We start from the raw sequence: 22,596 nt of genomic DNA on the forward strand, positions 1-22,596 counted from the left end.
GGTGGGGACCGGCCGGGTGGGGGCCCCGGGGCGCGGGCGGCACGGGCAGCCGGCCGACCGGGGCGAGCGGGGGATGGGTGGCGAGCTGACGCAGGCGACCCCGGCGGTAGCGGCCGAGCGCGAAGACGTTGAAGAAGTGCAGCGCGCCCAGCACCAGCAGCACCAGGCCGATCTTGAGAGACAGCTCCTCCATGGCCTCGGCGGTGGAGCCGACCGGGTCGGGATGCCTCATCGCCACCGTCACGTAGCCGAGGTTGAGCAGGTAGAAGCCCACCACGAGGAGGCTGTTGACCGCCCCGGCCAGCCGTTCGTCGGCGAACACCTCCTCGAGGAAGACCAGCCCGTTGCGGGAGAGCGCCCGGGCCACCCACACGGTCAGGCCGATGCTGACCGCCAGGTAGACCAGGTACATCCAGACCTTGGTGTCCATTCGCCGACGCCCTTCTTGAACGTGTTCAAATCGCGTGCCCCGAGCGTAGGGCAGTTTTTGAACGTGTTCAAGAGGCGGTGGCGAGGCTTCCACGTGGCCCTGCCGGGGCGGCGGTCGGTATGGTCGACCCGCGCCGGTCTCGGCGCGTCTTCTCGACGGTGAGGCGGTCCATGGACGAGCGGGACACGGAGCCGGGGCAGGTGTTCGTGCGCCCGTCCGGCGAGATCGACATGGCCACGGCCGACGCGCTCGGCGCCACGATCACCGACGCGCTGCACCGGCCCGGCGTCCGGGAGGTCGTCGTCGACCTCGCCGACGTCCGCTTCCTCGACTCCAGCGGCGTCCGCGTCCTCGTCCACGGCGTCGCCGTGGGCGGGGAGCGCGGCGTGACGCTGCGGGTGGAGGACCCGCAGCCGGTGGTCGCGCGGGTCCTGCGGATCACCGGGGTCGGCGCGCTGCTCGGGCTGGCCGACGGCGATGCCGCCGGGCCGCCCGTCCTGCGTGGGTGGCGCGGGCTCGACTGAGTCCGCTCAGGGCTCGGTGCTGGCGGCGGCCGCGGCCGACCACTCGACGAGCATCAGGGTGGCGTCGTCCCGGTGCGGCCCGGCCTGGTGCGCGACCACCGCGTGGCTCAGCCGGCGCAGGGTCTCCGGCGCGGGCAGCCCGGCGCCGATGTGCCGCTCGGCGAGGTCGGCCAGCCGGGAGAGCCCGAACATCTCGCCCGCCGGATCGCGCGCCTCGGTCACCCCGTCGGTGTGCAGCAGCAACCGGTCACCGGGCTCCAGCCGGATCTCCGCCACGCCGACCCGGTCATCCGGCAGGCCGAGCGGGAGCCGCCGGCCCCCGTCCAGCGCCTGCACAACCCGCCTCCGGCGCAGCAGCACCGGCGGCGGGTGCCCCGCGTTGACGTAGCACAGCCGCCCGGTGCGGGTGTCGAACTCCGCGAGCACCGCCGTGACGAACCGCCCGTCCCGCCACTGCGCGGCGATCGCGCCGTCGACCGCCCGCACCAGCCCCGGCAGGTCCGCGCCGGCGCGCCGGGCCGCCCGCAGCGCGGCCAGCGCGACCGAGGTGGTCAGCACCGCCGGCAGGCCGTGCCCCACCCCGTCGAGCATCGCCAGCGTCACGATCCCGCCGTCCACGGCGTAGTCGAACGCGTCCCCACCGACCTCGTAACAGGGTTCGAGCAGGGCGCTGACGGCGACGTCCGGGGTGGCGAAGGTGAGCGGCGGGAGCAGTTGCCAGAGTAGTTCGGCGGAGAGCCCCATCGAGCGGCTGCGGCGCGTCCGGTGCAGGAGGTCACCGTACGCGCTCTTGCTGCTGACCAGGTGGCCTACCAGGCCGGAGACGAGCCGGCAGCCGTCGCGGACCGCCTCGTCGGCGAGGTCGGTCCCGGCCGGCGGGAACACCTCCAGCAGCCCCAGCCGGTCGGTGCCGTTGACGACCGGCACCCAGAGCCGGGGCGGCGGGCCCTGCCCGGCGTGCACCTCGACCTGCGTGAAGGCGCGACCGGCCAGGCTGCTGTCGATCGGCAACGGGTCCGGCGTCGGCCGGCCCGGCTCCGGCAGCGGGCGCAGGTGGCGCTGCTCGGCGTCGACCAGGTAGGTGGTCGCTGTCGCGCCCAGCGGCCGGAGCACGGTGTTGATCGCGACCGACAACTGGTCCGGGGGCAGCCGGTGGGACAGGGACACGAGGTCGGCCAGCGCCCGGTGCCAGGGGTCGGTGGCGGTCATTCCTGTCGCATACCCCGAGCCCGCCCCGCCAAAGCCGCCCGGAGCGGACCGGATGCGCCCGCCGGCCCGACGCCGGCTGTACGGCGGCATCCGGGCCGCCCGGGGCGGTGACGCCCGGCCGGGCGGTCCGCCGCCGGACCGCCCGGCCGTGGCCGCCAGCGTCAGCCGGCCAGGCCGAGCGCCTCGGCCGCCGCCCGGCCGTTGGCGTGGCTCGCGCCGTACGTGGTGACGAACGCCCGCACGCCCGCCGGCCGCCACCGGCCGGGCCAGCCCATCTCGACCACGGTCACCGGATGCGCGGCGGCCAGCGCGCCCACCAGCTCGGGGCCGCCCGGCAGGCGGTGCAGGTGCCGGCCGACCAGCACGATCGGCCGGTCCCCGGCGAGCCGGCGCAGGGTCGCGGGGTCCGTCTCGGCGGCCACCACCCGCAGCTCCTGCACGCCGTCGAGGTGCGGGCCGAGGCCCCACGGCACCCGTCCCTCGGCGATCGTCGACGCGGCGTGCAACTGGACGACCAGCGGGCGGTCCAGCCCGGACAGCTCCCCCTCCACCCGGACGGCGCGCCGCGCGGCGGCGTACCCGAGCTGGGTGGGGGCGGCCGAGGTCGCGCCGGTGGCCCGGGTCCAGGCGGCGAGCGTCGCGACGCGGCCGGCCGCCTCCTCGACCCGGGCCCGGTCCAGGCGGCCGTCGGTGAGCGCCGCGACGATCTCGGCGACCACCCGCTCGACCAGCCCGGCGTCGACCTGGGCCCCGATGCAGAGCAGGTCGGCGCCGGCGGCGAGGGCCCGTACGGCGGCGGGACCCACGCCGCCGGCGGCCACGGCCGCGCCCTTCATCTCCAGGGCGTCGGTGATGACGGTGCCGGTGAAGCCGTACTCGTCGCGGAGCAGGTCGACCAGGACCGCCCGGCTGAACGTGGCGGGGCCGTCGCCGGTCAGCGCCGGCACCCGGATGTGGGCGGTCATCACGGCCTGCGCGCCGGCCGCGACGACCGCGGCGAAGGGCGGCAGGTCGCGTTCGCGCAGCACGTCGAGCGGCACGTCCACGGTGGGCAGCTCGTGGTGCGAGTCGGCGACCGTCGCGCCGTGCCCCGGGAAGTGCTTGGCGCAGGCCGCCACCCCGGCGGCCTGGAGGCCGGCCACCGCCGCGGCGGAGTGCGCGGCGACCCGCACCGGGTCGGCGCCGAACGAGCGGGTGCCGATCACCGGGTTCTCGTCGGCGGTGTTGACGTCCACGGTGGGCGCGAGGTCGACGGTGATGCCGAGGCCCGCCAACTCCGCGCCGATGGCCTCGTAGACCCGGCGGGTCAGCGCCACGTCGTCGATGGCGCCGAGCGCCGCGTTGCCCGGGTACGGGCTGCCGGTGGCGTGCGCCAGCCGGGTGACGTCACCGCCCTCCTCGTCGATCGCGACCAGCACGTCCGGCCGGCCCGCCCGCAGGGCGGCGGTGCTGGCCGCCACCTGCCCCGGGTCGTGGACGTTGGTGCCGAACAGGGTGTGCCCGGCGAGCCCCTCGGCCACCAGGTCGACCGCCCAGTCCGGCGGAACCGGCCCCGGGTACGCGGCGAGCAGCGTGCCGAGCGCGAGCCGGCGCAGTCCTGGATCGAGCCCCACGTGATCTTCCCCTTTCGGTGCCCGACGGCACGGATGTCGTACCGGTGGCGGTCGGCGACGTACCGGGTCGGCCGAGCGACCCGGTCCCGGGCGGCCGATACGCTACGGCTACCCGTTTTGCAGGTGCGTTTACAGTTAGCAAGGTTTAACAAAACTAGAGGACGTGGCATGAGTTCGACCCGGCTGCCCGGCACCCCCCGTCTGTTGCGGGCGCTCAACGACCGCGCGGCGCTGGAGCTGCTGCTGGAGCAGGGGCCGCTGACCCGGGCCCGGCTCGGCGAGCTGACCGGGCTGTCCAAGGTCACCGCGTCCCAGCTGGTCGAGCGGCTGGAGGAGCGGGGGCTGGTCACCCGGGTCGGCGAGCAGGCCGGCGGGCGGGGGCCGAACGCCCAGCTCTACGCCGTGCGGCCGGGCAGCGCGCACGTGGTCGGGGTGGACGTCGGCGCCGACCGGGTGGTGGCCGCCTGCGCGGACATCACCGGTGCGGTGATCGGCCGCGTCGAGCAGTCGACCCGGGACACCGACGACCCGGTCGGCGTCGTGCACAACGCGGTGATGCAGGCCGCGAGCAGCGCCGGGGCGCAGCTGTCGAGCGTACGGCGGATCGTGCTGGGCACCCCCGGCCTGGTCGACCCGGGCACCGGCGACATCACCTTCGCGTTCAACCTGCCGCGCTGGCACAGCGGTCTGCTCGCCGCCCTCCGGGAGGACCTGCACACCCCGGTGGTCTTCGAGAACGACGTCAACCTCGCCGCGGTCGCCGAGGCGCAGTCGGGCGCCGCGCAGGGGCTGACGGACTTCGTCCTGGTCTGGGTCGGCGCGGGCGTCGGTCTGGCCATCGTGCTGGGCGGCCGGCTGCACCACGGCAGCAGCGGCGCCGCGGGCGAGATCGGTTACCTGCCGGTGCCCGGGGCGCCCATCCCGCGCGACGTCTCCCGCCGGGCGAAGCCGGCGTTCCAGCAGTTGATCGGCGCGGAGGCGGTACGCGAACTGGCCCGCGCGCACGGCTACCCGGACGACAGCGGCGCCGTCGCGGTGCGGGCCGCGGTCGCCGACGGCACGGCCGGCGGCCCGATGCTCGACGAGGTGGCCCGCCGGCTGGCGCTCGGCGTGGCGAGCACCTGCGTGGTGCTGGACCCGCCGTTGGTGGTGCTGGCCGGCGAGGTCGGTCAGGCCGGCGGGGCGGCCCTGGCCGAGCGGGTGCAGCACGAGGTCGCGGCGATCACGCTGGTCCGCCCCCGGGTGGTGCCCACCGGGCTGACCGAGGAGCCGATCCTGCGCGGCGCCCTGCGCACCGCGCTGGACGCGGTCCGCGACGAGGTCTTCGGCTCGACCGTCGGCTGACCGGGGCCACCCGCCCGCCGTCGCCCGGGACCGCGCGGCGGACCCCGCCGACCCGGACCGGCGGGGTCGGAGGAGGCCGCGCGTCATGTGAAGGAATATTTCACCACCGGCCCGGATGCTGCAAGGTCTTGCCGCATCCGGGCCGGTGTCCCCGCAGGTCACATCAGGTCGCGGCGGCGGAACAGCACGAAGGCGGCCGTGGTCAACACGCCGGTGAGCGCGAGCAGCACGGCCAGCGACGGGCCCCAGGTCAGCGCGTACATGCTGTCGCAGAAGCCGGAGGGGCCGTCGGTGCAGGGCCGGTCGTCGAAGAACTCGACCCGCCCGGTCAGCCAGCCGCCCAGATAGCTGGAGAGCATGAACCGGTCCGGCCGGGACACGTCGAGGATCTCCAGCACCAGCCGGGCCCCGAGCTCCCAGACCACCGCGTACGCGGCGACCGCGCCGAGCGCCGCCGAGGTGTGCCGGCCCAGCGTGGCGATGGCGAAGCCGACCGCACTGGCCAACAGCACCAGCACCATGCCGCGCCCCCAGATGGCGCCCAGCGACCGCCAGAACTCGCCGTCGAGCCGCCCGGGCTGCCCCGCGACCTGGGCGATCAGCCAGAACGCCCCGAGGTACGCCGCGGAGGCGAGCACCGACAGCAGCGCCACCGCGCCGAGCAGGGCGCCCAGCTTGGTGCCGAGTACCGTCAGCCGCCGGGGTCGCCAGAGCAGCAGGTTGACCACCCCGCCCGAGTTCAGGTCGGCGCCGATGTAGGAGGCGCCGACCAGGAACCCGAACAGCACCAGGAACGCGATGAGGAAGTAGAGCAGCGGCTCGGCCTCCGAGGCGAAGGTGAACACCCCCGTCAGGTAGTCGGCGGTCACGGGCACGCGCTCCACCCGGGCCGGATCGACCTCGCTGCAGTCGTCCGGGAGGTACACGCCCACCTCGTCCGGTCGCAGGAGGCCCCGCTGCCGGTCCAGGCACAGCCGGTGGGTGCGCTCCAGTTGCTGGCGCGCCGCCGCGGCCTGCTGCTCGGCGTCGAGGACCTCCTGTGCGGTGGGCCGGTGCGAGCCGGCGAGGGTGGTCGCCGCGGTGACCCCGAACGCGAGCACCAGCAGGACCAGCATGAGCTGCACGAAGCGCCGGGCGCCGAGACGCTCCAGCTCGGCACGGACCAGGTTCACGCGTCCACTCCCTTCGCGTCGAGGTCGATCACCGTTTCCCGGTCGCGCTGGTCGGGCAGCACCGTGTCGTCGACCTGCCGGGTCACCGCCGGGTGCGCCGGCGCGCCGGTCAGTTCGAGGAAGGCGCTCTCCAGGTCGGGCCGCAGCGGGGTCAGCTCGCGGACCCACAGGCCGGCCTCACCCAACGCGCGGCTGACGGTCGTGGCGTCGTCGACGCCGCCCACGACCAAGTGGTCGTCGTGCCCGGTCACCGCCAGCCCCGCGGCCGTCAGCAGCTCGGCCGCCCGCTCCGGCTCGTCCACCCGCACCAGCAGCTCGTGCCGGTCGAAGCCGGCCAACACCTCGTCGACGCGCCCGGCGGCCACCCGCCGACCCCGCGAGATGATCGTGACGTGGTCGCAGATCAGCTGGATCTCCGCCAGGATGTGGCTGGAGACCAGCACGGTCACGCCGGCCTCGGCCAGCGAGCGCATCAGGTCCCGCATCTCCCGGATGCCGGCCGGGTCCAGCCCGTTCGCCGGCTCGTCGAGGATCAGCAGCTCCGGGTCCTTGAGCAGGGCCGAGGCCACCGCCAGGCGCTGCTTCATGCCCAGCGAGTAGCCCTTGACCCGCTCGTCGCCCCGGTCCCGCAGGCCCACCTGCTCCAGCACCGCGTCGACCCGGGCGACCGGCACGCCGCCGGCCCGGGCGAGCAGGCGCAGGGTGCGGTGGCCGGTGAAGTTGCCGAAGAACTGCGGGCTCTCCACGATCGCCCCGACCCGCCCCGCCACCGCCTGCAGGTGCTCCGGCGCGCGCACGCCGAGCACCGTCATCCGGCCGGCGTCGGCGCGCACCAGGCCGAGCAGGGCGCGCAGCGTGGTGGTCTTGCCCGACCCGTTGGGGCCGAGGAAGCCGTGGATCTGGCCGGGCTCCACGAGCAGGTCGAAACCGTCGACCGCCACCCGGCGTCCCTGCCGCAGGCTGTGGAAGGTCTTGTGCAGACCCTCGATCTCGATGACCGCGCTCACCAGCGCGGCTCCGCGTTCCGACCGGGCATGGACCGTCCTTCGGATGTGGTGACCAACGACACGGCGCCTCACCCTATGACCGGGGCGCCGCCCGTGGGGGGCGCCGCGGCGTTGCGTGGTTGGATGGTCGGGTGACTGGTGACGCGGATCTGGTGATCAGCCTCGACGGCGTCGGTGTACGCCGGTCCGGCACGGCGCTGCTGCACGACGTGGACTGGCGGGTCGAGCTGGACGAGCGCTGGGTGGTGCTCGGCCCGAACGGCGCCGGGAAGACGACACTGCTCAACCTCGCCGCCGGGCGGCTGCACCCGACCACCGGCACCGCCCACGTGCTCGGCGAGCGGATCGGCCGCACCGACGTCAACGAGCTGCGTACCCGCATCGGGCTCTCCACCGCCGCGTTGGCCGAGCGGGTGCCCGCCGACGAGCGGGTCAGCGACGTGGTCGTCACGGCCGCCTGGTCGGTGCTCGGGCGCTGGCGGGAGAGCTACGACAGTGGCGACGAGGCGCGCGCCCGCGCGCTGCTGGGCCAGCTCGGCATCGGTGGCCTCGCCGACCGCGCCTACGGCACGCTGTCCGAGGGGGAGCGCAAGCGGGTGCAGATCGCCCGCGCGCTGATGACGGACCCGGAGCTGCTGCTGCTCGACGAGCCCGCCGCCGGGCTCGACCTGGGCGGGCGTGAGGATCTGGTGGCCCGGCTGGCCGAGCTGGCGTACGACCCGGACGCCCCGGCGCTGGTGCTGGTCACCCACCACGTGGAGGAGATCCCGCCCGGCTTCACCCACGCGCTGCTGCTGCGCGAGGGCCAGGTGGTGGCCCAGGGCCTGCTCGGCGACACGCTCACCGGGGACAACCTCTCCAAGACCTTCGGGCTGCCCCTGGTGGTCGAGCGCTCCGGCGACCGGTACACCGCCCGCGCCGCCTGATCCCGGTGGGCCGTGGGCCGGATCGGCGGCCGCCGGCGGGGTCCTAGACTTCGCCGCAGCGTTTCGGCGGCGAGGAGGTGGCGATGCGGCAGACCCGGGTCGTCGTGGTGGGCAGCGCCAACATGGACCTGGTGGGCACCGCCCCCGCCCTGCCCCGGCCGGGGGAGACCCTGCTCGGCACCGGCTTCGTCATGGTGCCCGGCGGCAAGGGCGCCAACCAGGCCATCGCCGCGGCCCGCGCCGGCGCCTCCTGCGCGTTCCTCGGGGCGATCGGCTCCGACGCGTTCGGCGTGACCCTGCGGGCCCGGATCGCCGCCGCCGGGGTCGACACCGACCACCTCCGCACCACGTACGGCACGTCCGGCGTGGCGCTGGTGATGGTCAACGCCGAGGGGGAGAACGCGATCCTGGTCACCCCCGGCGCGAACGCCTCGATGACCGACCTCACCGAGCCGGAGCTGACCGCCGTACGCGAGGCGGACGTGCTGCTCGCGCAGCTGGAGATCCCGGTCGGGACGGTGACCCGGGCGGCGGCCGCCGCGCGGGCGGCCGGCACCCGGGTGGTGCTCAACGCAGCCCCGGCCGTGCCGGTGCCCCCGGAGCTGCTCGCCGCGACGGACCTGCTGGTCGTCAACGAGAACGAGGCGCAGGCGCTCACCGGGCGCGGCCGGGAGCACCCGTCCGCCCTGCTCGACCTGGTGCCCCGGGCGGTGCTCACCCTCGGCGCGCAGGGCGCCTGGTACGGCGACCGGGACGGCACCGCCGTGCACGTGCCCGCGGTCAGGGTCGACGTGGTGGACTCCACGGCCGCCGGGGACGCCTTCACCGCCGCGCTCGCGGTCGCCTGGGGTGAGGGCCGCGACGTGGTCGACGCGGTGCGCTGGGCGGCGGCGGCCGGGGCGGCCTGCGCCCGCCGGCTCGGCGCCTCGGTGGCGCTGCCCAGCCGGGCCGAGATCGACGAGCTGTACGTTCCCGCCTGACCCGGCGGCAAGCCGGACCCTGGCCCAGGCGGCCCGTGCCCCAGGACGCCGGCGACCCGGGCCTGCTGCCCGTCGTGGCCGGGCCGACCGACCGGATCGGCCCACGGGCGGACGCGCCTCTGCCTACGCCTCAACGTCGTCGGTGAGCTTCTCGCCCCGGCGGCGGAGCATGCCCAGCCCGGGGATGCCGGCGACGGCGAGCTTCAGGTCGCGGGTGACGTCGAGCAGGTCGTGCAGGTCCGGGCCGACCCGGTCCAGGGTGGCCAGGATCGGCAGGATGTCCGCCGTCAGGTGCTGCTTGAGCTTGGGCAGCTCGTCGACGAGGCGGATCGCGGCGGTCACCTCCTCGTGGCTGAGCTGCTCGACGAACCGGGTCGCCATCGGGGCGGCCCGGCGCAGCGCCGGCTCGTACGCCGTCAGCAGCTCGGCGGCGGTGGCCGCCGCCTCCGCCGCGGTGCCCACGGTGCCGGCGGCCCGGCCGGCCACCGCCTCGGCCTCGGCGACCACGGCACCGGCGGTGCGGGACACCTTCTCCGCCTCCCCGACCACGACGGCCGCGGCGGCGGCCACCTCGGTGGCGGTCTCGATCGCGGTGGTCGCTGCGGCGCTGATCACGCCCACCTCCCGCACCGCGGCCTCGGCGTCGGTGAGCACCCGGTCGGTGCGGTCGAGTGTCTGCTCGGCCCGGTCCACGACGCCGTCGATCCGGTCCACCACGCCCTCGACCCGGCGCAGCAGCGCCTCCACCGAGTCGAGCACGGCGAACGCGCGGGCCGGCACCGCGGCGAACGAGGCTGCCGAGCCGAGGGCCTGGTCGAGGGCGGTGCGGGTCAGACCGACGACCGCGGCGGGCCGGGGGAGGGGAATCACCATGGCACCAAGTGTGCGTCCCCCGCGCCCGGACCGCCGGACGGGACGGGTGGCGACACCGGCGGCGTGCCGAGCGTGGGCCGGCGGCGTGCCGAGCGTGGGCCGGCGGCGTGCCGACCCGGGCTCAGGGATCCGTGTGCCGTTCGACCGCCCGCTGGACCGCCCGGTAGATCTGCCCGAACCGCAGCGCGTCCGGCGTGCGCAGCAGCAGCACCTCCCGGCCGTGGTGCTGGACCCAGAGCTCGTGCACCTTGCTGCCGCGCTCGTAGGAGCGGTCGAGCCAGCCGAGCGGGATCTCCAGGAACGGGGTCAGGGCCAGCGCGCCGACCGCGCATGCCGCGAGGATGACCAGCGCCAGCTGCCACTCGCCCCGGTCCTGCGCCGACCAGGCCAGCGAGAGCACGCAGACCACCGCGACCAGCGGGGGCAGCGAGAGGAGCAGGACCAGGACGCCGCGGCCCAGCACCCGTCCGCGGACCGCCAGCGTCTTCGGCCCCTGCGCGTGCCAGACGTACGTCACGTCGGCGATCGCGACGGCGTGGCCTCCCACCCGGATCGACTCCGAGGTCACCTGCACCGCGTCGTCCCGGTAATAGAGGGTCATCACTAAGCCTAACCGCTGGCGGGCGGTTGCCGCCGGGTCGCGCCCGTCCGCCGGCCATTGGTGACCGGTCGGCCGCTGTCGAGCTGAATCGTTTACGACATCGCCGGTTTCCGGCCCCGGTCTCGCCGGTTGAGTCGTTTGCGACATCAGCTCGACAGGGCGCGTGCGGCGGGGTTGCTGCTTCCCCGAGTGGCCGGCGGTGCGGGGCGGTGCGGCACGGGGTGGGTACCGTGACCGGTCATGACGGAGCAGGAGCGCAACGTCGAGGTGGTCCGGCGCTACCTGCGAACGTTCGTCACCAAGGACTTGGCGGAGCTGCGCGCGGTGGTCGACGAGGACGTGCGGACCCACGGCTCCGGCGTCGGGGTGCGGGGGCGGCACCTCGTCGAGCAGGCCGTCGCCTCGGCGGGGCTGGCGGAGGGCCGGATCGTGCGGTTCTGGGGCGAGCAGGACCTCTACGGGCTGCTGCGCGGTCTCGGCATGCTGCCGGACGAGCCGATCGAGTTCTAGTACCGGCGGGGCGTCGCCGGCTGGCCGGCCTCGACGGCCCGCTGCACCGCGCGGTAGATCTGACCGAAGCGCAGCGCGTCGCCGGTGCTCAGCAGCCGCACCGGTTGGCCGCGCCAGCGGGCCCAGATCTCCAGTTGCCGGCTGCCCCGCGCGTAGGAGCGGTCGAGGTGCTCGAAGAGGAAGTCGGCGACCGGCCCGACGGCGAGCCCGACCAGCACCGAGGTGCCGACGATCGCGACCGTGACGGTGAGGGAGCGGTCCAGCCGGAGCGCCAGGGCGATGCCGAGCGCGGCGGCCACCAGGGGGCCGGCCAGCGCCGCGCCGATCGCGCCCCGGCCGGCGAGCACCCGCCAGGACCGGCTGCCGCGCTGGTGCCAGACCATGCTGATGTCGGCCAGCCGGAACGTGCGGCCGTCCACGCGCACGGCGGTGGACGTGATCTGCACCGACCTGTCGTCGTAGTAAGTGATCATGGCAGCACTCCCGGTGGCGGGCCTGAGACCACACTACTTACCCCAACGAGGTGGGCCGTAAGGTTGGCTCGCGACTTCGACGAGGAAGTGAGGGTCAGCGTGGGCGAGTTCGTGCGGCTGGAGACCAAGGACGGCATCGGCACCATCCGGCTGGAGCGGCCGCCGATGAACGCGCTGAACACCCAGGTGCAGGAGGAGTTGCGCGCCGCGGCCGCGGCGGCCACCGCCGACCCGGGTGTCCGCGCCGTCATCGTGTACGGCGGGGAGAAGGTCTTCGCCGCCGGCGCGGACATCAAGGAGATGGCCGACATGTCCTACGTGGACATGGCCGACCGGGCCGCCGACCTGTCCAGCGCGCTCGGCGCGATCGCCCGGATCCCCAAGCCGGTCGTCGCCGCGATCACCGGTTACGCCCTCGGCGGCGGCTGTGAGCTGGCGCTGGCCTGCGACTGGCGGGTGGTGGCCGAGGACGCGAAGCTCGGCCAGCCGGAGATCAAGCTCGGCATCATCCCGGGCGCGGGCGGCACCCAGCGGCTGGCCCGCCTGGTCGGCCCGGCCCGCGCCAAGGACCTGATCATGTCCGGCCGGATGGTGGACGCCCAGGAGGCGCTGCGGATCGGGTTGGCCGACCGGGTCGCCCCGGCCGCCGAGGTCTACGACACCGCGGTCGAGCTGGTCCGCCCGTACCTCACCGGCCCGGTGCAGGCCCTGCGCGCCGCGAAGCTCGCGGTCGACGGCGGCCTCGACATGGACCTGAACTCCGGCCTCGCGTGGGAGAGCCAGCTCTTCGCGGCGCTCTTCGCCACCGACGACCGGCGCGAGGGCATGGCGGCGTTCGTGGCGAAGCGCAAGCCCGACTTCACCGGCCGCTGACCGGCGGCGCGGGCCGTCGGGGCGCACCCGCCGGCCCGCACGCCGAGCCGAGGACGGTTCACATTCCGCCTACCGGTGAGTAGCGTGTGACTCCGGTCATGCGGACGAAGGGACAGCGGTGATGACGGAGCGGATCGAAGGTCACGGCGGGGAGCTCGCGCTCGCGGCGCTGCGCGCGTACGGGGTGCGGGAGATGTTCACCCTCTCCGGCGGGCACGTCTTCCCGCTCTACGACGCCGCGCACAAGACCGACTTCCCCATCTACGACGTCCGGCACGAGCAGTCCGCGGTCTTCGCCGCCGAGGCGGTGGCGAAGCTCCAGCGCCGTCCCGGCCTCGCCGTGCTCACCGCCGGCCCCGGCGTCACCAACGGCATCTCCGGGCTGACCAGCGCCTACTTCAACGCCTCACCGGTGCTGGTGCTCGGCGGGCGGGCCCCGCAGTTCCGCTGGGGCTCGGGCAGCCTCCAGGAGATGGACCACCTCCCCCTGGTCGCCCCGGTCACCAAGCACGCCGAGACGGTGTTCAGCCCCGACGACATCCCGCGCGGGGTGACCGCGGCGCTGACCGCCGCGCTCACCCCGCACCGGGGGCCGGTCTTCCTCGACTTCCCCCTGGAGGCGGTCTTCTCGGTCGCCGACGCCGAACTGCCGGCCCTGCCGGGGATCGCGCCGGTCGAGCCCGACCCGGACGAGGTGGCGAAGGCGGCCACCCTGGTCGCCGCCGCGAGCCGCCCGGTGATCATCGCCGGCTCCGACGTCTACGCCGGGGACGCGGTCGACGCCCTGCGGGCGGCCGCCGAGGCGCTGCAGGTGCCGGTCTTCACCAACGGCATGGGCCGGGGCGCGCTGCCGCCGGAGCACCCGCTCGCCTTCGCCAAGGCGCGCCGGGTGGCGCTGAAGGGCGCCGACATGGTCGTGGTGATCGGCACCCCGCTGGACTTCCGGCTCGGTTTCGGCGACTTCGGCGACGCCCAGGTGGTGCACGTCGTCGACGCGCCCAGCCAGCGCGCCGGGCACGTCCAGCCGGCCGCCGCCCCCGCCGGCGACCTCCGGCTGATCCTCACCGCGCTGGCCGACCACCCCGGCGACCGGGCCGACCACGCCGGCTGGATCGCCGAGCTGCGCAGCGCCGAGGACGCCGCGAAGGCGCGCGACGCCGAGGAGATGGCCGCCGAGACCGACCCCATCCGGCCCGCGCGGGTCTACGGCGAGCTGCGCAAGGTGCTGGCTCGCGACGCCATCACCATCGGCGACGGTGGCGACTTCGTCTCGTACGCCGGCAAGTTCCTGGAGCCGGCCCAGCCCGGCACCTGGCTCGACCCGGGCCCGTACGGCTGCCTCGGCACCGGCATGGGCTACGCGATGGGCGCCCGGGTCAGCCACCCCGACCGGCAGATCTGCGTGCTGATGGGCGACGGCGCGGCCGGCTTCTCGCTGATGGACGTGGAGTCCCTCGCCCGGCAGAAGCTGCCGGTGGTGATCGTGGTGGGCAACAACGGCATCTGGGGCCTGGAGAAGCACCCCATGCGCGCCATGTACGGCTACGACGTCGCCGCCGACCTCCAGCCGGAACTCCGCTACGACCAGGTGGTGAGCGCCCTCGGCGGCGCCGGCGAGACGGTCGCGAAGGCCGGCGACCTCGGGCCGGCCCTGCGGCGCGCCTTCGACGCCGGCGTGCCGTACCTGGTCAACGTGCTCACCGACCCGGCCGACGCGTACCCCCGCTCGTCGAACCTGGCCTGAGCCGCCGACCGCCGCGGGACGCGTTTCACCAGTAGCTAAATCAGCGGAACGTCCGCTCCTGTCGTCGTAACGTCAGCGCCGGGCCCGGCGAAATGTCAGGATCGCCGGTCCTGGCGCTCGACGGGCGAAACGACAGGAGTTGCGATGGATCACGCGATCCGCGCCGAGGGGCTGGTGCGCCGCTTCGGCGACACCACCGCCCTCGCCGGAGTTGACCTGGCGGTCCCCGCCGGCACGGTCTTCGGCCTGCTCGGGCCGAACGGGGCCGGCAAGACCACCACCGTCCGGGTGCTCGCTACCCTGCTGCGCCCCGACGAGGGGCACGCCACGATCGGCGGCTTCGACGTCGTGCGCGACGCCCACCGGGTGCGGCAACTGATCGGGCTGACCGGCCAGTACGCCTCGGTCGACGAGACGCTCACCGGCGCGGAGAACCTGCTGCTCATCGGCCGGCTGCTCGGGTCGACCCGGGCCGACGCCAAGGCGCGCGCCCGGCAACTGCTCGCCGACTTCCACCTCACCGACGCCGCCGACCGGCCCGCCAAGACCTACTCCGGCGGCATGCGCCGTCGGCTCGACCTCGCCGCCAGCCTGGTCGGCCGTCCGCAGGTGCTCTTCCTCGACGAGCCGACCACCGGCCTCGACCCGCGCAGCCGCAACGAGCTCTGGGACATCGTGCGCGGCCTCGTCTCCGACGGGGTGACCGTGCTGCTCACCACGCAGTACCTGGAGGAGGCCGACCAGCTCGCCGGCGAGATCGCCGTCGTCGACCACGGCCGGGTCATCGCGCAGGGCACACCCGAGGAGCTGAAGGCCAGGACCGGCGGGCAGGCCCTCGCCGTCCGGCCGGCGGACGCGGCCGACCTGGCCACCGTGGTGGCCATCGCCGGCGAGGCGGCCCACGCCACCCCGGAGGTGACCCAGACCACCGTCACCGTGCCGGTCAGCGATCCGGGCGTGCTGCCCGCCGTGGTGAGCCGCCTCGACGCCGCCCACGTCGCGGTGGCCGAACTGGCCCTGCGCGGCTCCAGCCTCGACGAGGTCTTCCTCCAGCTGACCGGGCACCGCGCCGACGCCGACGCCCCGACCGGGGCCGACCTGGAGAGGACTCCGGCATGACCGCCGCCACCCTGACCGCGCCGGTCGCGCCGGCCCGCCGGCTCGGCCCCGCCGCCGGGCTGCGCCACACCGCCACCCTGGCCTGGCGCAGCCTGGTGCAGATCAAGCACAACCCGATGGAGCTGCTCGACCTGAGCATCCAGCCGGTGATGTTCGTGCTGCTCTTCACGTACGTGTTCGGCGGGGCGATCGCCGGCTCGCCGGGGGACTACCTGACCTTCGCGCTGCCGGGCATCATCGTGCAGAACGCCTTCTTCGCCACCATGACCACCGGCTTCGGGCTGAACAACGACCTCACCAAGGGCGTCTTCGACCGCCTGCGGTCGCTGCCCATCGCCCGCTGGGCGCCGCTGGCCGGGCGGATCCTCGCCGACACCGTCAAGCAGGCGTGGTCCGTGTCGCTGCTCGTCGGGGTCGGCATGATCCTCGGCTTCCGGCTGGGCAACGGCCCGCTCGGCCTGCTCGGGGCGTTCGCCCTGCTGCTCGCGTTCTCGCTGGCCGCGTCGTGGATCTCGGTGCTGGTCGGCGTGCTCGTCAACGAGCCGGAGAAGGTGCAGATCTTCGGCTTCATGGTGATCTTCCCGCTCACCTTCACCAGCAACGCGTTCGTGCCGACCGAGACCATGCCCGGCTGGCTCCAGGCCTGGGTCGAGGTCAACCCGGTCACCATCCTGGCCGACGCGCTGCGCGGCCTGCTGGTCGGCGGTCCGGTCGCCGCGCCGGTGCTGCGGTCGCTGCTCTGGGCGGCCCTCCTCGCGGCGATCTTCGCCCCGCTCGCCGTGCGCGGGCTGAGGCGTCGCGTGTGACCGACGGCAGGCCGTCGGCTACACCTCCGGGCGGTCCTCCTCGCGTGGCGGCTCGCCCTCGCGCCGGCGCAGCTCGTCCTCGCGCCGGCGCAGGTCGTCCTCCCAGCGGCGGAACAGTTCCTGGTCCTCCCGCCGAGAGCGCTCGCCGAGCGACTTGAGGAACTCGGGGTCGTCGTCCGGGGCGACCGGGCGGGGCCGCTCGCCGGTCGGCAGGATCCGGCCCCTCGGCGCCCCGCCGCGGGGCCGGCCCGGGGTGCGCTCGCGTCCCGCGGCGAACCAGGCGACGGAGCCGAGCAGCGGGAAGAACAGGATGATCAGCACCCAGGCGATCCGGGGCAGGGCCTTGATCTCGCCCTCCTCGGCGGAGAGGCAGCTGATCAGCGCGCAGACGGCGAGGACGATCTGCGCCAGGAAGAGGAGGACATACAGCCGGGCCATGCGTCAATGATGGCGCACCCGGTCCCGTCAACCCAGCCCGCGCGCCGCCAGGACCGCGCCGAGCAGCGCGAAGCCGGCGGTGGCGAGCGCGACCAGGGGCAGCGCCCGCCCGTGCACCGGGGCGGGACCGGCCCCGGTGGCCCGCCGCCAGCAGAGCGCCACCGCCGCGCCCCAGCCGAGCACGGCGACCCCGGCGACCAGCGCGCCGAGCGCCCCGCCGGCGGGGGCGGTGGTGAGCGCCAGCCGCACGGTCAGCACCATGACCACGGTGAGCGCCAGCGCCGTGCGCCGCCAGGCCAGCCGGGTCCGCTCGGGTTGCAGCCCGGGGTCGCGCGCCGGGCGGTCCCGCGGCGTCCGCCGCGCGCCGGCGCTCACCCGTCGCCGATCGCCCGCGCCAGCACCGCCGCCACCAGCAACAGCGCGCCGAGGCCGACGGCGAGGGCGAGCACCGCCGGGAAGCGGGAGGCGGGCAGCTCCTCGCCGAGGCGGATGGCCCGCTCCGTACGCGCCCAGTGGTCGACCGCCCGGACCGCCACCGTCCCGCCGAGCAGCAGCAGCGCGATGGCGATCACCTCGCGCAGGTGGGCCAGCGGCAGCGGCGGCAGGAACTGGGCGGCGGCGAGCCCACCCCCCACCAGCGCCAACCCGGTACGCAGCCAGGCCAGGAAGGTGCGCTCGTTGGCCAGCGAGAAGCGGTAGTCGGGGGTGCTGCCGACCGAGCGCAGCTCGCGCGGGTCGAACCATCGCCTGATCGCCTGCCACACGGGCCGATTATCCGCTTCCGGCCGGTCGTAGCCTGGAGCGGTGACGGATCTTGACGCGACGACGCTGCGGACGACGTACGACAACCAGTTGCGGGCGCGGGTGCCCGACCCGCTGCCGGCCGGGGTGACGGTGGACCGCGACGGCCCGCTGGTGCGCATCCTCGGCCTCGACCACGGCGGCTTCCTCACCTACCGCCACCTCGAAGGGCTTACCGGCGCGGCACTGGACGCGCTGATCGCCCGCCAGGTGGACTTCTTCCGCGCCCGCGGCGAGTCGGTGGAGTGGAAGCTGCACGGCCACGACGAGCCGGCGGACCTGCCGGAGCGGCTGCGCGCCGCCGGGTTCGTGCCGGAGGAGCGGGAGACCGTCGTGATCGGCCCGGTGACGCCGCTCGCGGCCGCGCTCCCGGTCGTCCCGGAGGGCGTACGCCTGCGCGAGGTGACCTCCCGCGCGGACCTGGACCGGATCGTGGCGATGGAGGAGGCGGTCTGGAATGCCGACCGGAGCCACCTGGCCGCCGGGCTGGAGAAGGAGATCGCGGCCGACCCGCAGTCGATCACGGTGGTGGTGGCCGAGGCGGGCGACGAGGTGGTGAGCGCGGGCTGGGTGCGCTACGTCCCGGGGACCGGGTTCGCCACGCTGTGGGGCGGCTCGACGCTCGCCCCGTGGCGCCGCCGGGGCATCTACCGGGCGCTGGTGACCTACCGGGCCCGGCTCGCCGCGCAGCGCGACCGGACGCTGTTGCAGGTGGACGCCTCCGACGACAGCCGGCCGATCCTCCAGCGGCTCGGGCTCGTCCCGGTCACGACCACCACCCCGTACGTCTACACTCCGTGATCATGGAGCAGCGGTTGACGGCCGAGGAGCGGCTGACCCTGAAGACGGGCGCGTTCGGGGCGGTCTTCCTGGTGGCCAACGCCGACCCGGGAATGGTGGCCCTGTTCCGGGAGAGCTTCGCCGCCTCCGGGGCGATGGCCGACTCGAGCGGGGTGGTGAAGGAGGCGCTGACCAGCGGGCCGCTGCCGAAGCTGCCGCGGGCCTCGGCGCCGGAGATCGAGGCGGTGGTGCTGCCGGCGCTCGGCCGCTCCGTCGAGATCCTGCGCGAGAAGTCGCCCCGGGACGTGGCGACCTACCGCGACGTGGTGCTCTCCGCCGCCGAGCGGGTGGCCGGGGCGCACCGCGGGGTGGTGCCGGCCGAGGCGGCGGCGATTGAGCGGATCAGGGCCGCGTTGGCTCAGCCGGCCTGAGCCGGTCCGCCGTCGTGGGGGTGCGCCGGGCCGGCGACCAGAGCGCCCGGACGGCGGCTCGGACGCACCGGTCACGGAGGCGGCCGCAGGCGCACCGGTACGCCTCCGGTCGCGCTCTGCGGCAGGGGCGCCGCGGCGAATCGTGTGGCGCGACGGCGGCAGAATCTGGCATTTTGCGACACCTCCTGATTTGTCAGATTACCGCCCGGCCGGCCCGCCGGTGACCTGTGTCACCCTGAGGTCGCCGGAGGTTCATGCTACTGGCAGGTAACATTGCGCCCGTGGGCAACTGCACAGCGGCCCGCGGTTGACCGATCGTTAAGTCACGCGGGAGGCTGCGCCCCAGACCGGGCGAGCGATCGCAACACCAACAGGAGGGTCGTCGAAGCGCGATGAACATCGTCGTACTCGTCAAGCAGGTGCCCGATTCGGGCGCGGACCGCAACCTGCGCACTGACGACAACACCGTCGACCGCGGTTCGGCGAACAACGTCATCAACGAGATGGACGAGTACGCCATCGAGGAGGCGTTGAAGATCAAGGAGGCCCACGGGGGCGAGGTCACCGTCCTGACCATGGGTCCGGACCGGGCGACCGAGTCGATCCGCAAGGCGCTCTCCATGGGCCCGGACAAGGCCGTGCACGTCGTGGACGAGGCCCTGCACGGGTCCTGCGCCGTGGCCACCTCGAAGGTGCTCGCCGCCGCGCTCGGCCAGCTGAACGCCGACCTGGTGCTCTGCGGCGCCGAGTCGACCGACGGCCGGGTGCAGGTGATGCCGCACATGATCGCCGAGCGGCTGGGCGTCGCGGCGCTGACCGGCGCCCGCAAGCTCACCGTCGACGGCTCGACCCTGACCGTCGAGCGGCAGACCGAGGAGGGCTACGAGGTGGTCACCGCCGCCACGCCCGCCGTCGTCTCCGTCTGGGACACCATCAACGAGCCGCGCTACCCGTCCTTCAAGGGCATCATGGCCGCGAAGAAGAAGCCGGTGCAGACGCTCTCCCTGGGTGACCTCGGCGTCGCCCCGGCCGAGGTGGGCTTCGAGGGCGCGACGAGCGCCGTGCTCGAGCACACCAAGCGCCCGCCGCGCTCCGGCGGCGCGAAGATCACCGACGAGGGCGACGGCGGCGTCAAGCTGGTCGAGTTCCTCGCCACCGAGAAGTTCGTGTGAGGGGTCTGGACATGTCTGAGGTTCTCGTCGTCGTCGAAGCCACCCGGGAATTCGGCGTCAAGAAGGTCACCCTGGAGATGCTCACCCTCGCCCGCGAACTGGGCACCGCGAGCGCGGTCGTGCTCGGCGGCGCCGGCGCGGCGGACGCGCTGAGCGCCAAGCTGGGCGAGTACGGCGCGGAGAAGATCTACGCCGCCGAGGGTGACGAGATCGACGGCTACCTGGTGGCGCCCAAGGCCACCGTCGTGGCCGAGCTGGTCAAGCGGGTGCAGCCGGCCGCCGTGCTGCTCGCCTCGTCGCAGGAGGGCAAGGAGATCGCCGCCCGCCTGGCCGTCAAGCTGGACAACGGCATCCTGACCGACGTGGTCGACCTGGCGGCCGACGGCACCGCCACCCAGGTGGCCTTCGCCGGCTCCACCATCGTCAAGTCCAAGGTCACCCGCGGCCTGCCGCTGGTCACCGTCCGGCCGAACTCGGTCAACCCGACCCCGGCGGCGGCCACCCCGGCCGTCGAGCAGCTCACCGTCGCGGTCACGGACACCGACAAGCTGGCCAAGGTCGTCGACCGGGTCGCCGAGCAGAAGGGCTCGCGCCCCGAGCTGACCGAGGCGGGCGTGGTCGTCTCCGGCGGTCGCGGCGTCGGCAACGCCGACAACTTCAAGCTGGTCGAGGAGCTGGCCGACCTGCTCGGCGGCGCCGTCGGCGCGTCCCGCGCGGCGGTCGACTCCGGCTTCTACCCGCACCAGTTCCAGGTGGGCCAGACCGGCAAGACCGTCTCCCCGCAGCTCTACGTCGCGCTCGGCATCTCCGGTGCCATCCAGCACCGGGCCGGCATGCAGACCTCGAAGACCATCGTCGCGGTCAACAAGGACGGCGAGGCGCCGATCTTCGAGCTGGCCGACTTCGGCGTGGTGGGCGACCTGTTCAAGGTCGTCCCGCAGGCCGCGGAGGAGATCCGCAAGCGCAAGTGAGCTGACGCTCGGCCGAACGAGGGCCGGGAACCGCGCGACGGTTCCCGGCCCTCGTCGCGTCTCGCGGGTTTCCGGCCCCCGCCGCGTCCGCGCCGGGCGGCCGGAGCGGTCGCGTGGGGAGCTGATCGGCGGGCCGGGGAGCTGAGCCGGCCCGCCGATCAGCCCGTCAGGGTGCCCCTCAGCAGGCTCGTGCCGGAGCGGGCGGTGTTGTTGTCGTACGCCTCGGCGGAGACGTCGACAACTGAGTATGCCTGAAGGTCGACGTTCGGTGGCAACGGCAGCAGCTCGTCCTGCTCGTCGCCGAGCACACCGACCGAGAACATCTCCATGTTGCGCGGGTTGATGAGCCAGACCTCGTAGTACCCCACGACGTCCGGGAGATTCGTCACGTGCAGGTGCAGCCTGCCGTCGTCGAACACCCGGGCCTCGCCGTTGGCGTCCGGCGGCGTCGAGCCGTACGCCTCCAGCGGGGGAGCGGGCGTTTCCGGCGGGTCGGCAGGGCGGGCGGGAAGGCGGCGCTGCCGTCCTCGGGGTTGGCCGGCGTACTCCGGCCTCCGCCCCGTCCGGGGACGGTCGATAGGCTGAACCGTGATGGCATACCTGGATCACGCGGCGACGACTCCGATGCTCGACGAGGCACTGGAGGCGTACGTCGCCACCGCCCGCGAGGTGGGCAACGCGTCCTCGCTGCACGCGTCGGGTCGCCGTGCCCGCCGGCGGGTGGAGGAGTCGCGGGAGCGGGTCGCCGCCGCGCTGGGCGCCCGGCCCTCCGAGGTCGTCTTCACCGGCGGCGGGACCGAGAGCGACAACCTCGCGGTCAAGGGCATCTTCTGGGCCCGCCGGGAGGCCGACGCCCGGCGGGCGCGGGTGGTCTCCAGCGCCGTCGAGCACCACGCCGTGCTCGACGCGGTGGACTGGCTGGCCGATCACGAGGGGGCGGGGGTGGGCTGGCTCTCCGTCGACGCCGCCGGCCGGCTCAGCCCCGACGAGCTGCGCGCCGAGCTGGCCGCGCACGGCGACCGGGTCGCGGTGGTGACCGCGATGTGGGCCAACAACGAGGTGGGCACCGTGCAGCCGGTCGCCGAGTTGGCCGCCGTCGCCGCCGAGCACGGGGTGCCGTTCCACACCGACGCGATCCAGGCGGTCGGGCAGGTGCCGGTCGACTTCGCCGCGAGCGGGGTCGCCGCGCTGACGGTGACCGGGCACAAGCTCGGCGGGCCGACCGGCGTGGGCGCGCTGGTGCTCGCCCGCGACGTGCCCGCCACCCCGCTGCTGCACGGCGGCGGCCAGGAGCGCGACGTGCGCTCCGGCACCCTCGACACCGCCGGCGTCGTCGCCTTCGCCGTCGCCGTGGAGGCGGCGGTCAAGGGCCAGCAGGAGTACGCGGCCCGCATCGCCGCGCTCCGCGACGACCTGGTCGAGCGGGTCCGGCGCGCGGTGCCCGAGGTGGTCTTCAACGGCGACCCGACCGACCGGCTGCCCGGCAACGCGCACTTCTCCTTCCCCGGCTGCGAGGGCGACGCCCTGCTGCTCCTGCTGGACGCCCAGGGCATCGCCTGCTCGACCGGTTCGGCCTGCTCCGCAGGGGTGGCCCAGCCCTCGCACGTGCTGCTGGCCATGGGCGCCGACGACGACCGGGCCCGCTCGTCGCTGCGCTTCACCCTCGGGCACACCAGCACCTCCGCCGACGTCGACGCCCTCGTCGCCGCGCTCCCGGCCACCGTCGACCGCGCGCGCCGCGCCGCCGCCACGGCGGAGTCGACCCCACCGGACATCGCCGCCAACACCCTCACCGGCCC

At 74.7% G+C, this 22,596-nt stretch carries 26 protein-coding genes; 14 read left to right on the forward strand and 12 right to left on the reverse strand.

Going from position 1 to position 22,596, the window contains the following annotated elements:
- Positions 1–430, reverse strand: a 430-nt coding sequence (locus ACSNOB_RS25945; RefSeq protein ID WP_436689217.1) for a hypothetical protein, incomplete at its 3' end; no start/stop codon positions are given.
- A gap of 170 nt (positions 431–600) precedes the next feature.
- Between ACSNOB_RS25945 and ACSNOB_RS25950 the strand changes: the two genes are divergently transcribed.
- Positions 601–954: an STAS domain-containing protein gene (locus tag ACSNOB_RS25950; protein ID WP_436689219.1), complete on the forward strand. Its 354-nt coding sequence runs from the start codon at positions 601–603 to the stop codon at positions 952–954.
- A 6-nt stretch (positions 955–960) separates the two neighbouring features.
- On the opposite strand, the gene ACSNOB_RS25955 is transcribed toward ACSNOB_RS25950, so the two are convergent.
- A complete protein-coding gene (locus ACSNOB_RS25955) occupies positions 961–2,163 on the reverse strand; it encodes a PP2C family protein-serine/threonine phosphatase (RefSeq protein WP_436689221.1) in 1,203 nt (400 codons plus the stop codon).
- Between the two features lie 161 nt (positions 2,164–2,324).
- Complete coding sequence (locus tag ACSNOB_RS25960) at positions 2,325–3,776, reverse strand: glycoside hydrolase family 3 N-terminal domain-containing protein (protein WP_436689223.1); 1,452 nt, start codon at positions 3,774–3,776, stop codon at positions 2,325–2,327.
- A 168-nt stretch (positions 3,777–3,944) separates the two neighbouring features.
- On the opposite strand from ACSNOB_RS25960, the gene ACSNOB_RS25965 reads away from it, so the two are divergent.
- The gene (locus tag ACSNOB_RS25965; RefSeq protein WP_436689225.1) at positions 3,945–5,120 is read left to right on the forward strand and encodes an ROK family transcriptional regulator; all 1,176 of its coding nucleotides are present in this window, start codon (positions 3,945–3,947) and stop codon (positions 5,118–5,120) included.
- Between the two features lie 158 nt (positions 5,121–5,278).
- On the opposite strand, the gene ACSNOB_RS25970 is transcribed toward ACSNOB_RS25965, so the two are convergent.
- Both ACSNOB_RS25970 and ACSNOB_RS25975 read right to left on the reverse strand, forming a co-directional pair.
- Positions 5,279–6,292, reverse strand: a complete 1,014-nt coding sequence (locus ACSNOB_RS25970) for an ABC transporter permease subunit (protein ID WP_436689227.1) — start codon at positions 6,290–6,292, stop codon at positions 5,279–5,281.
- A complete protein-coding gene (locus ACSNOB_RS25975) occupies positions 6,289–7,299 on the reverse strand; it encodes an ABC transporter ATP-binding protein (protein ID WP_436689229.1) in 1,011 nt (336 codons plus the stop codon). The genes ACSNOB_RS25970 and ACSNOB_RS25975 overlap by 4 nt, the downstream gene beginning before the upstream one ends.
- 119 nt (positions 7,300–7,418) lie before the next feature.
- Between ACSNOB_RS25975 and ACSNOB_RS25980 the strand changes: the two genes are divergently transcribed.
- The gene (locus tag ACSNOB_RS25980; protein WP_436689231.1) at positions 7,419–8,225 is read left to right on the forward strand and encodes an ABC transporter ATP-binding protein; all 807 of its coding nucleotides are present in this window, start codon (positions 7,419–7,421) and stop codon (positions 8,223–8,225) included.
- 83 nt (positions 8,226–8,308) lie between these two features.
- The gene (locus ACSNOB_RS25985; RefSeq protein ID WP_436689233.1) at positions 8,309–9,205 is read left to right on the forward strand and encodes a ribokinase; all 897 of its coding nucleotides are present in this window, start codon (positions 8,309–8,311) and stop codon (positions 9,203–9,205) included.
- 123 nt (positions 9,206–9,328) lie between these two features.
- On the opposite strand, the gene ACSNOB_RS25990 is transcribed toward ACSNOB_RS25985, so the two are convergent.
- Positions 9,329–10,078 carry a hypothetical protein gene (locus ACSNOB_RS25990; RefSeq protein ID WP_436689235.1) on the reverse strand — a complete coding sequence of 250 codons (750 nt, stop codon included), beginning with the start codon at positions 10,076–10,078 and terminating at the stop codon, positions 9,329–9,331.
- A 121-nt stretch (positions 10,079–10,199) separates the two neighbouring features.
- Complete coding sequence (locus ACSNOB_RS25995; protein ID WP_436689237.1) at positions 10,200–10,679, reverse strand: DUF6232 family protein; 480 nt, start codon at positions 10,677–10,679, stop codon at positions 10,200–10,202.
- A 240-nt stretch (positions 10,680–10,919) separates the two neighbouring features.
- Here ACSNOB_RS25995 and ACSNOB_RS26000 point away from each other — a divergent pair, with 240 nt between their 5' ends.
- Positions 10,920–11,189: a hypothetical protein gene (locus ACSNOB_RS26000; RefSeq protein ID WP_436689239.1), complete on the forward strand. Its 270-nt coding sequence runs from the start codon at positions 10,920–10,922 to the stop codon at positions 11,187–11,189.
- Here ACSNOB_RS26000 and ACSNOB_RS26005 read toward each other — a convergent pair.
- Positions 11,186–11,662 (reverse strand): DUF6232 family protein, encoded by a 477-nt coding sequence (locus tag ACSNOB_RS26005; RefSeq protein WP_436689241.1) that lies wholly within the window; start codon positions 11,660–11,662, stop codon positions 11,186–11,188. The genes ACSNOB_RS26000 and ACSNOB_RS26005 overlap by 4 nt on opposite strands.
- Before the next feature lie 99 nt (positions 11,663–11,761).
- Between ACSNOB_RS26005 and ACSNOB_RS26010 the strand changes: the two genes are divergently transcribed.
- The 4 genes from ACSNOB_RS26010 (at position 11,762) to ACSNOB_RS26025 (ending at position 16,204) form a co-directional block, all read left to right on the forward strand.
- A complete protein-coding gene (locus ACSNOB_RS26010; RefSeq protein WP_334608695.1) occupies positions 11,762–12,535 on the forward strand; it encodes an enoyl-CoA hydratase-related protein in 774 nt (257 codons plus the stop codon).
- A gap of 121 nt (positions 12,536–12,656) precedes the next feature.
- Positions 12,657–14,279, forward strand: a complete 1,623-nt coding sequence (locus ACSNOB_RS26015; protein ID WP_436689243.1) for an acetolactate synthase — start codon at positions 12,657–12,659, stop codon at positions 14,277–14,279.
- A gap of 144 nt (positions 14,280–14,423) precedes the next feature.
- Positions 14,424–15,398, forward strand: coding sequence for an ATP-binding cassette domain-containing protein (locus ACSNOB_RS26020; protein ID WP_436689245.1), 975 nt, complete (start codon positions 14,424–14,426; stop codon positions 15,396–15,398).
- Complete coding sequence (locus tag ACSNOB_RS26025) at positions 15,395–16,204, forward strand: ABC transporter permease (RefSeq protein WP_393105200.1); 810 nt, start codon at positions 15,395–15,397, stop codon at positions 16,202–16,204. The genes ACSNOB_RS26020 and ACSNOB_RS26025 overlap by 4 nt, the downstream gene beginning before the upstream one ends.
- An 18-nt stretch (positions 16,205–16,222) precedes the next feature.
- Here ACSNOB_RS26025 and ACSNOB_RS26030 read toward each other — a convergent pair whose 3' ends face one another.
- From ACSNOB_RS26030 to ACSNOB_RS26040, 3 genes are read right to left on the reverse strand one after another with little or no spacing between them, the layout of a single operon-like run.
- Entirely contained in the window at positions 16,223–16,642 is a 420-nt protein-coding gene (locus tag ACSNOB_RS26030; protein WP_436689248.1) for a PLD nuclease N-terminal domain-containing protein, read from the reverse strand.
- 27 nt (positions 16,643–16,669) lie between these two features.
- Positions 16,670–17,017 carry a DUF202 domain-containing protein gene (locus ACSNOB_RS26035; protein ID WP_436689250.1) on the reverse strand — a complete coding sequence of 116 codons (348 nt, stop codon included), beginning with the start codon at positions 17,015–17,017 and terminating at the stop codon, positions 16,670–16,672.
- Positions 17,014–17,406 (reverse strand): YidH family protein, encoded by a 393-nt coding sequence (locus tag ACSNOB_RS26040; protein WP_436689252.1) that lies wholly within the window; start codon positions 17,404–17,406, stop codon positions 17,014–17,016. The genes ACSNOB_RS26035 and ACSNOB_RS26040 overlap by 4 nt, the downstream gene beginning before the upstream one ends.
- A 40-nt stretch (positions 17,407–17,446) precedes the next feature.
- Between ACSNOB_RS26040 and ACSNOB_RS26045 the strand changes: the two genes are divergently transcribed.
- The 4 genes from ACSNOB_RS26045 to ACSNOB_RS26060 all read left to right on the forward strand — a co-directional run bounded on the left by ACSNOB_RS26045 (position 17,447) and on the right by ACSNOB_RS26060 (position 20,797).
- Positions 17,447–18,244: a GNAT family N-acetyltransferase gene (locus ACSNOB_RS26045; RefSeq protein WP_436689254.1), complete on the forward strand. Its 798-nt coding sequence runs from the start codon at positions 17,447–17,449 to the stop codon at positions 18,242–18,244.
- Positions 18,245–18,246: 2 nt separating this feature from the next.
- A complete protein-coding gene (locus tag ACSNOB_RS26050; protein ID WP_436689256.1) occupies positions 18,247–18,654 on the forward strand; it encodes a hypothetical protein in 408 nt (135 codons plus the stop codon).
- A 392-nt stretch (positions 18,655–19,046) separates the two neighbouring features.
- Complete coding sequence (locus ACSNOB_RS26055) at positions 19,047–19,826, forward strand: electron transfer flavoprotein subunit beta/FixA family protein (RefSeq protein WP_350704691.1); 780 nt, start codon at positions 19,047–19,049, stop codon at positions 19,824–19,826.
- An 11-nt stretch (positions 19,827–19,837) separates the two neighbouring features.
- The gene (locus ACSNOB_RS26060; protein WP_436689258.1) at positions 19,838–20,797 is read left to right on the forward strand and encodes an electron transfer flavoprotein subunit alpha/FixB family protein; all 960 of its coding nucleotides are present in this window, start codon (positions 19,838–19,840) and stop codon (positions 20,795–20,797) included.
- 158 nt (positions 20,798–20,955) lie between these two features.
- Here ACSNOB_RS26060 and ACSNOB_RS26065 read toward each other — a convergent pair whose 3' ends face one another.
- Positions 20,956–21,390 (reverse strand): anti-sigma factor, encoded by a 435-nt coding sequence (locus tag ACSNOB_RS26065; protein WP_436689262.1) that lies wholly within the window; start codon positions 21,388–21,390, stop codon positions 20,956–20,958.
- On the opposite strand from ACSNOB_RS26065, the gene ACSNOB_RS26070 reads away from it, so the two are divergent.
- Positions 21,389–22,596, forward strand: a 1,208-nt coding sequence (locus ACSNOB_RS26070; RefSeq protein ID WP_436689260.1) for a cysteine desulfurase family protein, incomplete at its 3' end; no start/stop codon positions are given. The two genes, ACSNOB_RS26065 and ACSNOB_RS26070, sit on opposite strands and share 2 nt — an antisense overlap.

The sequence above is a fragment of the Micromonospora sp. URMC 106 genome (assembly GCF_051386395.1).
Classification (GTDB): domain Bacteria; phylum Actinomycetota; class Actinomycetes; order Mycobacteriales; family Micromonosporaceae; genus Micromonospora.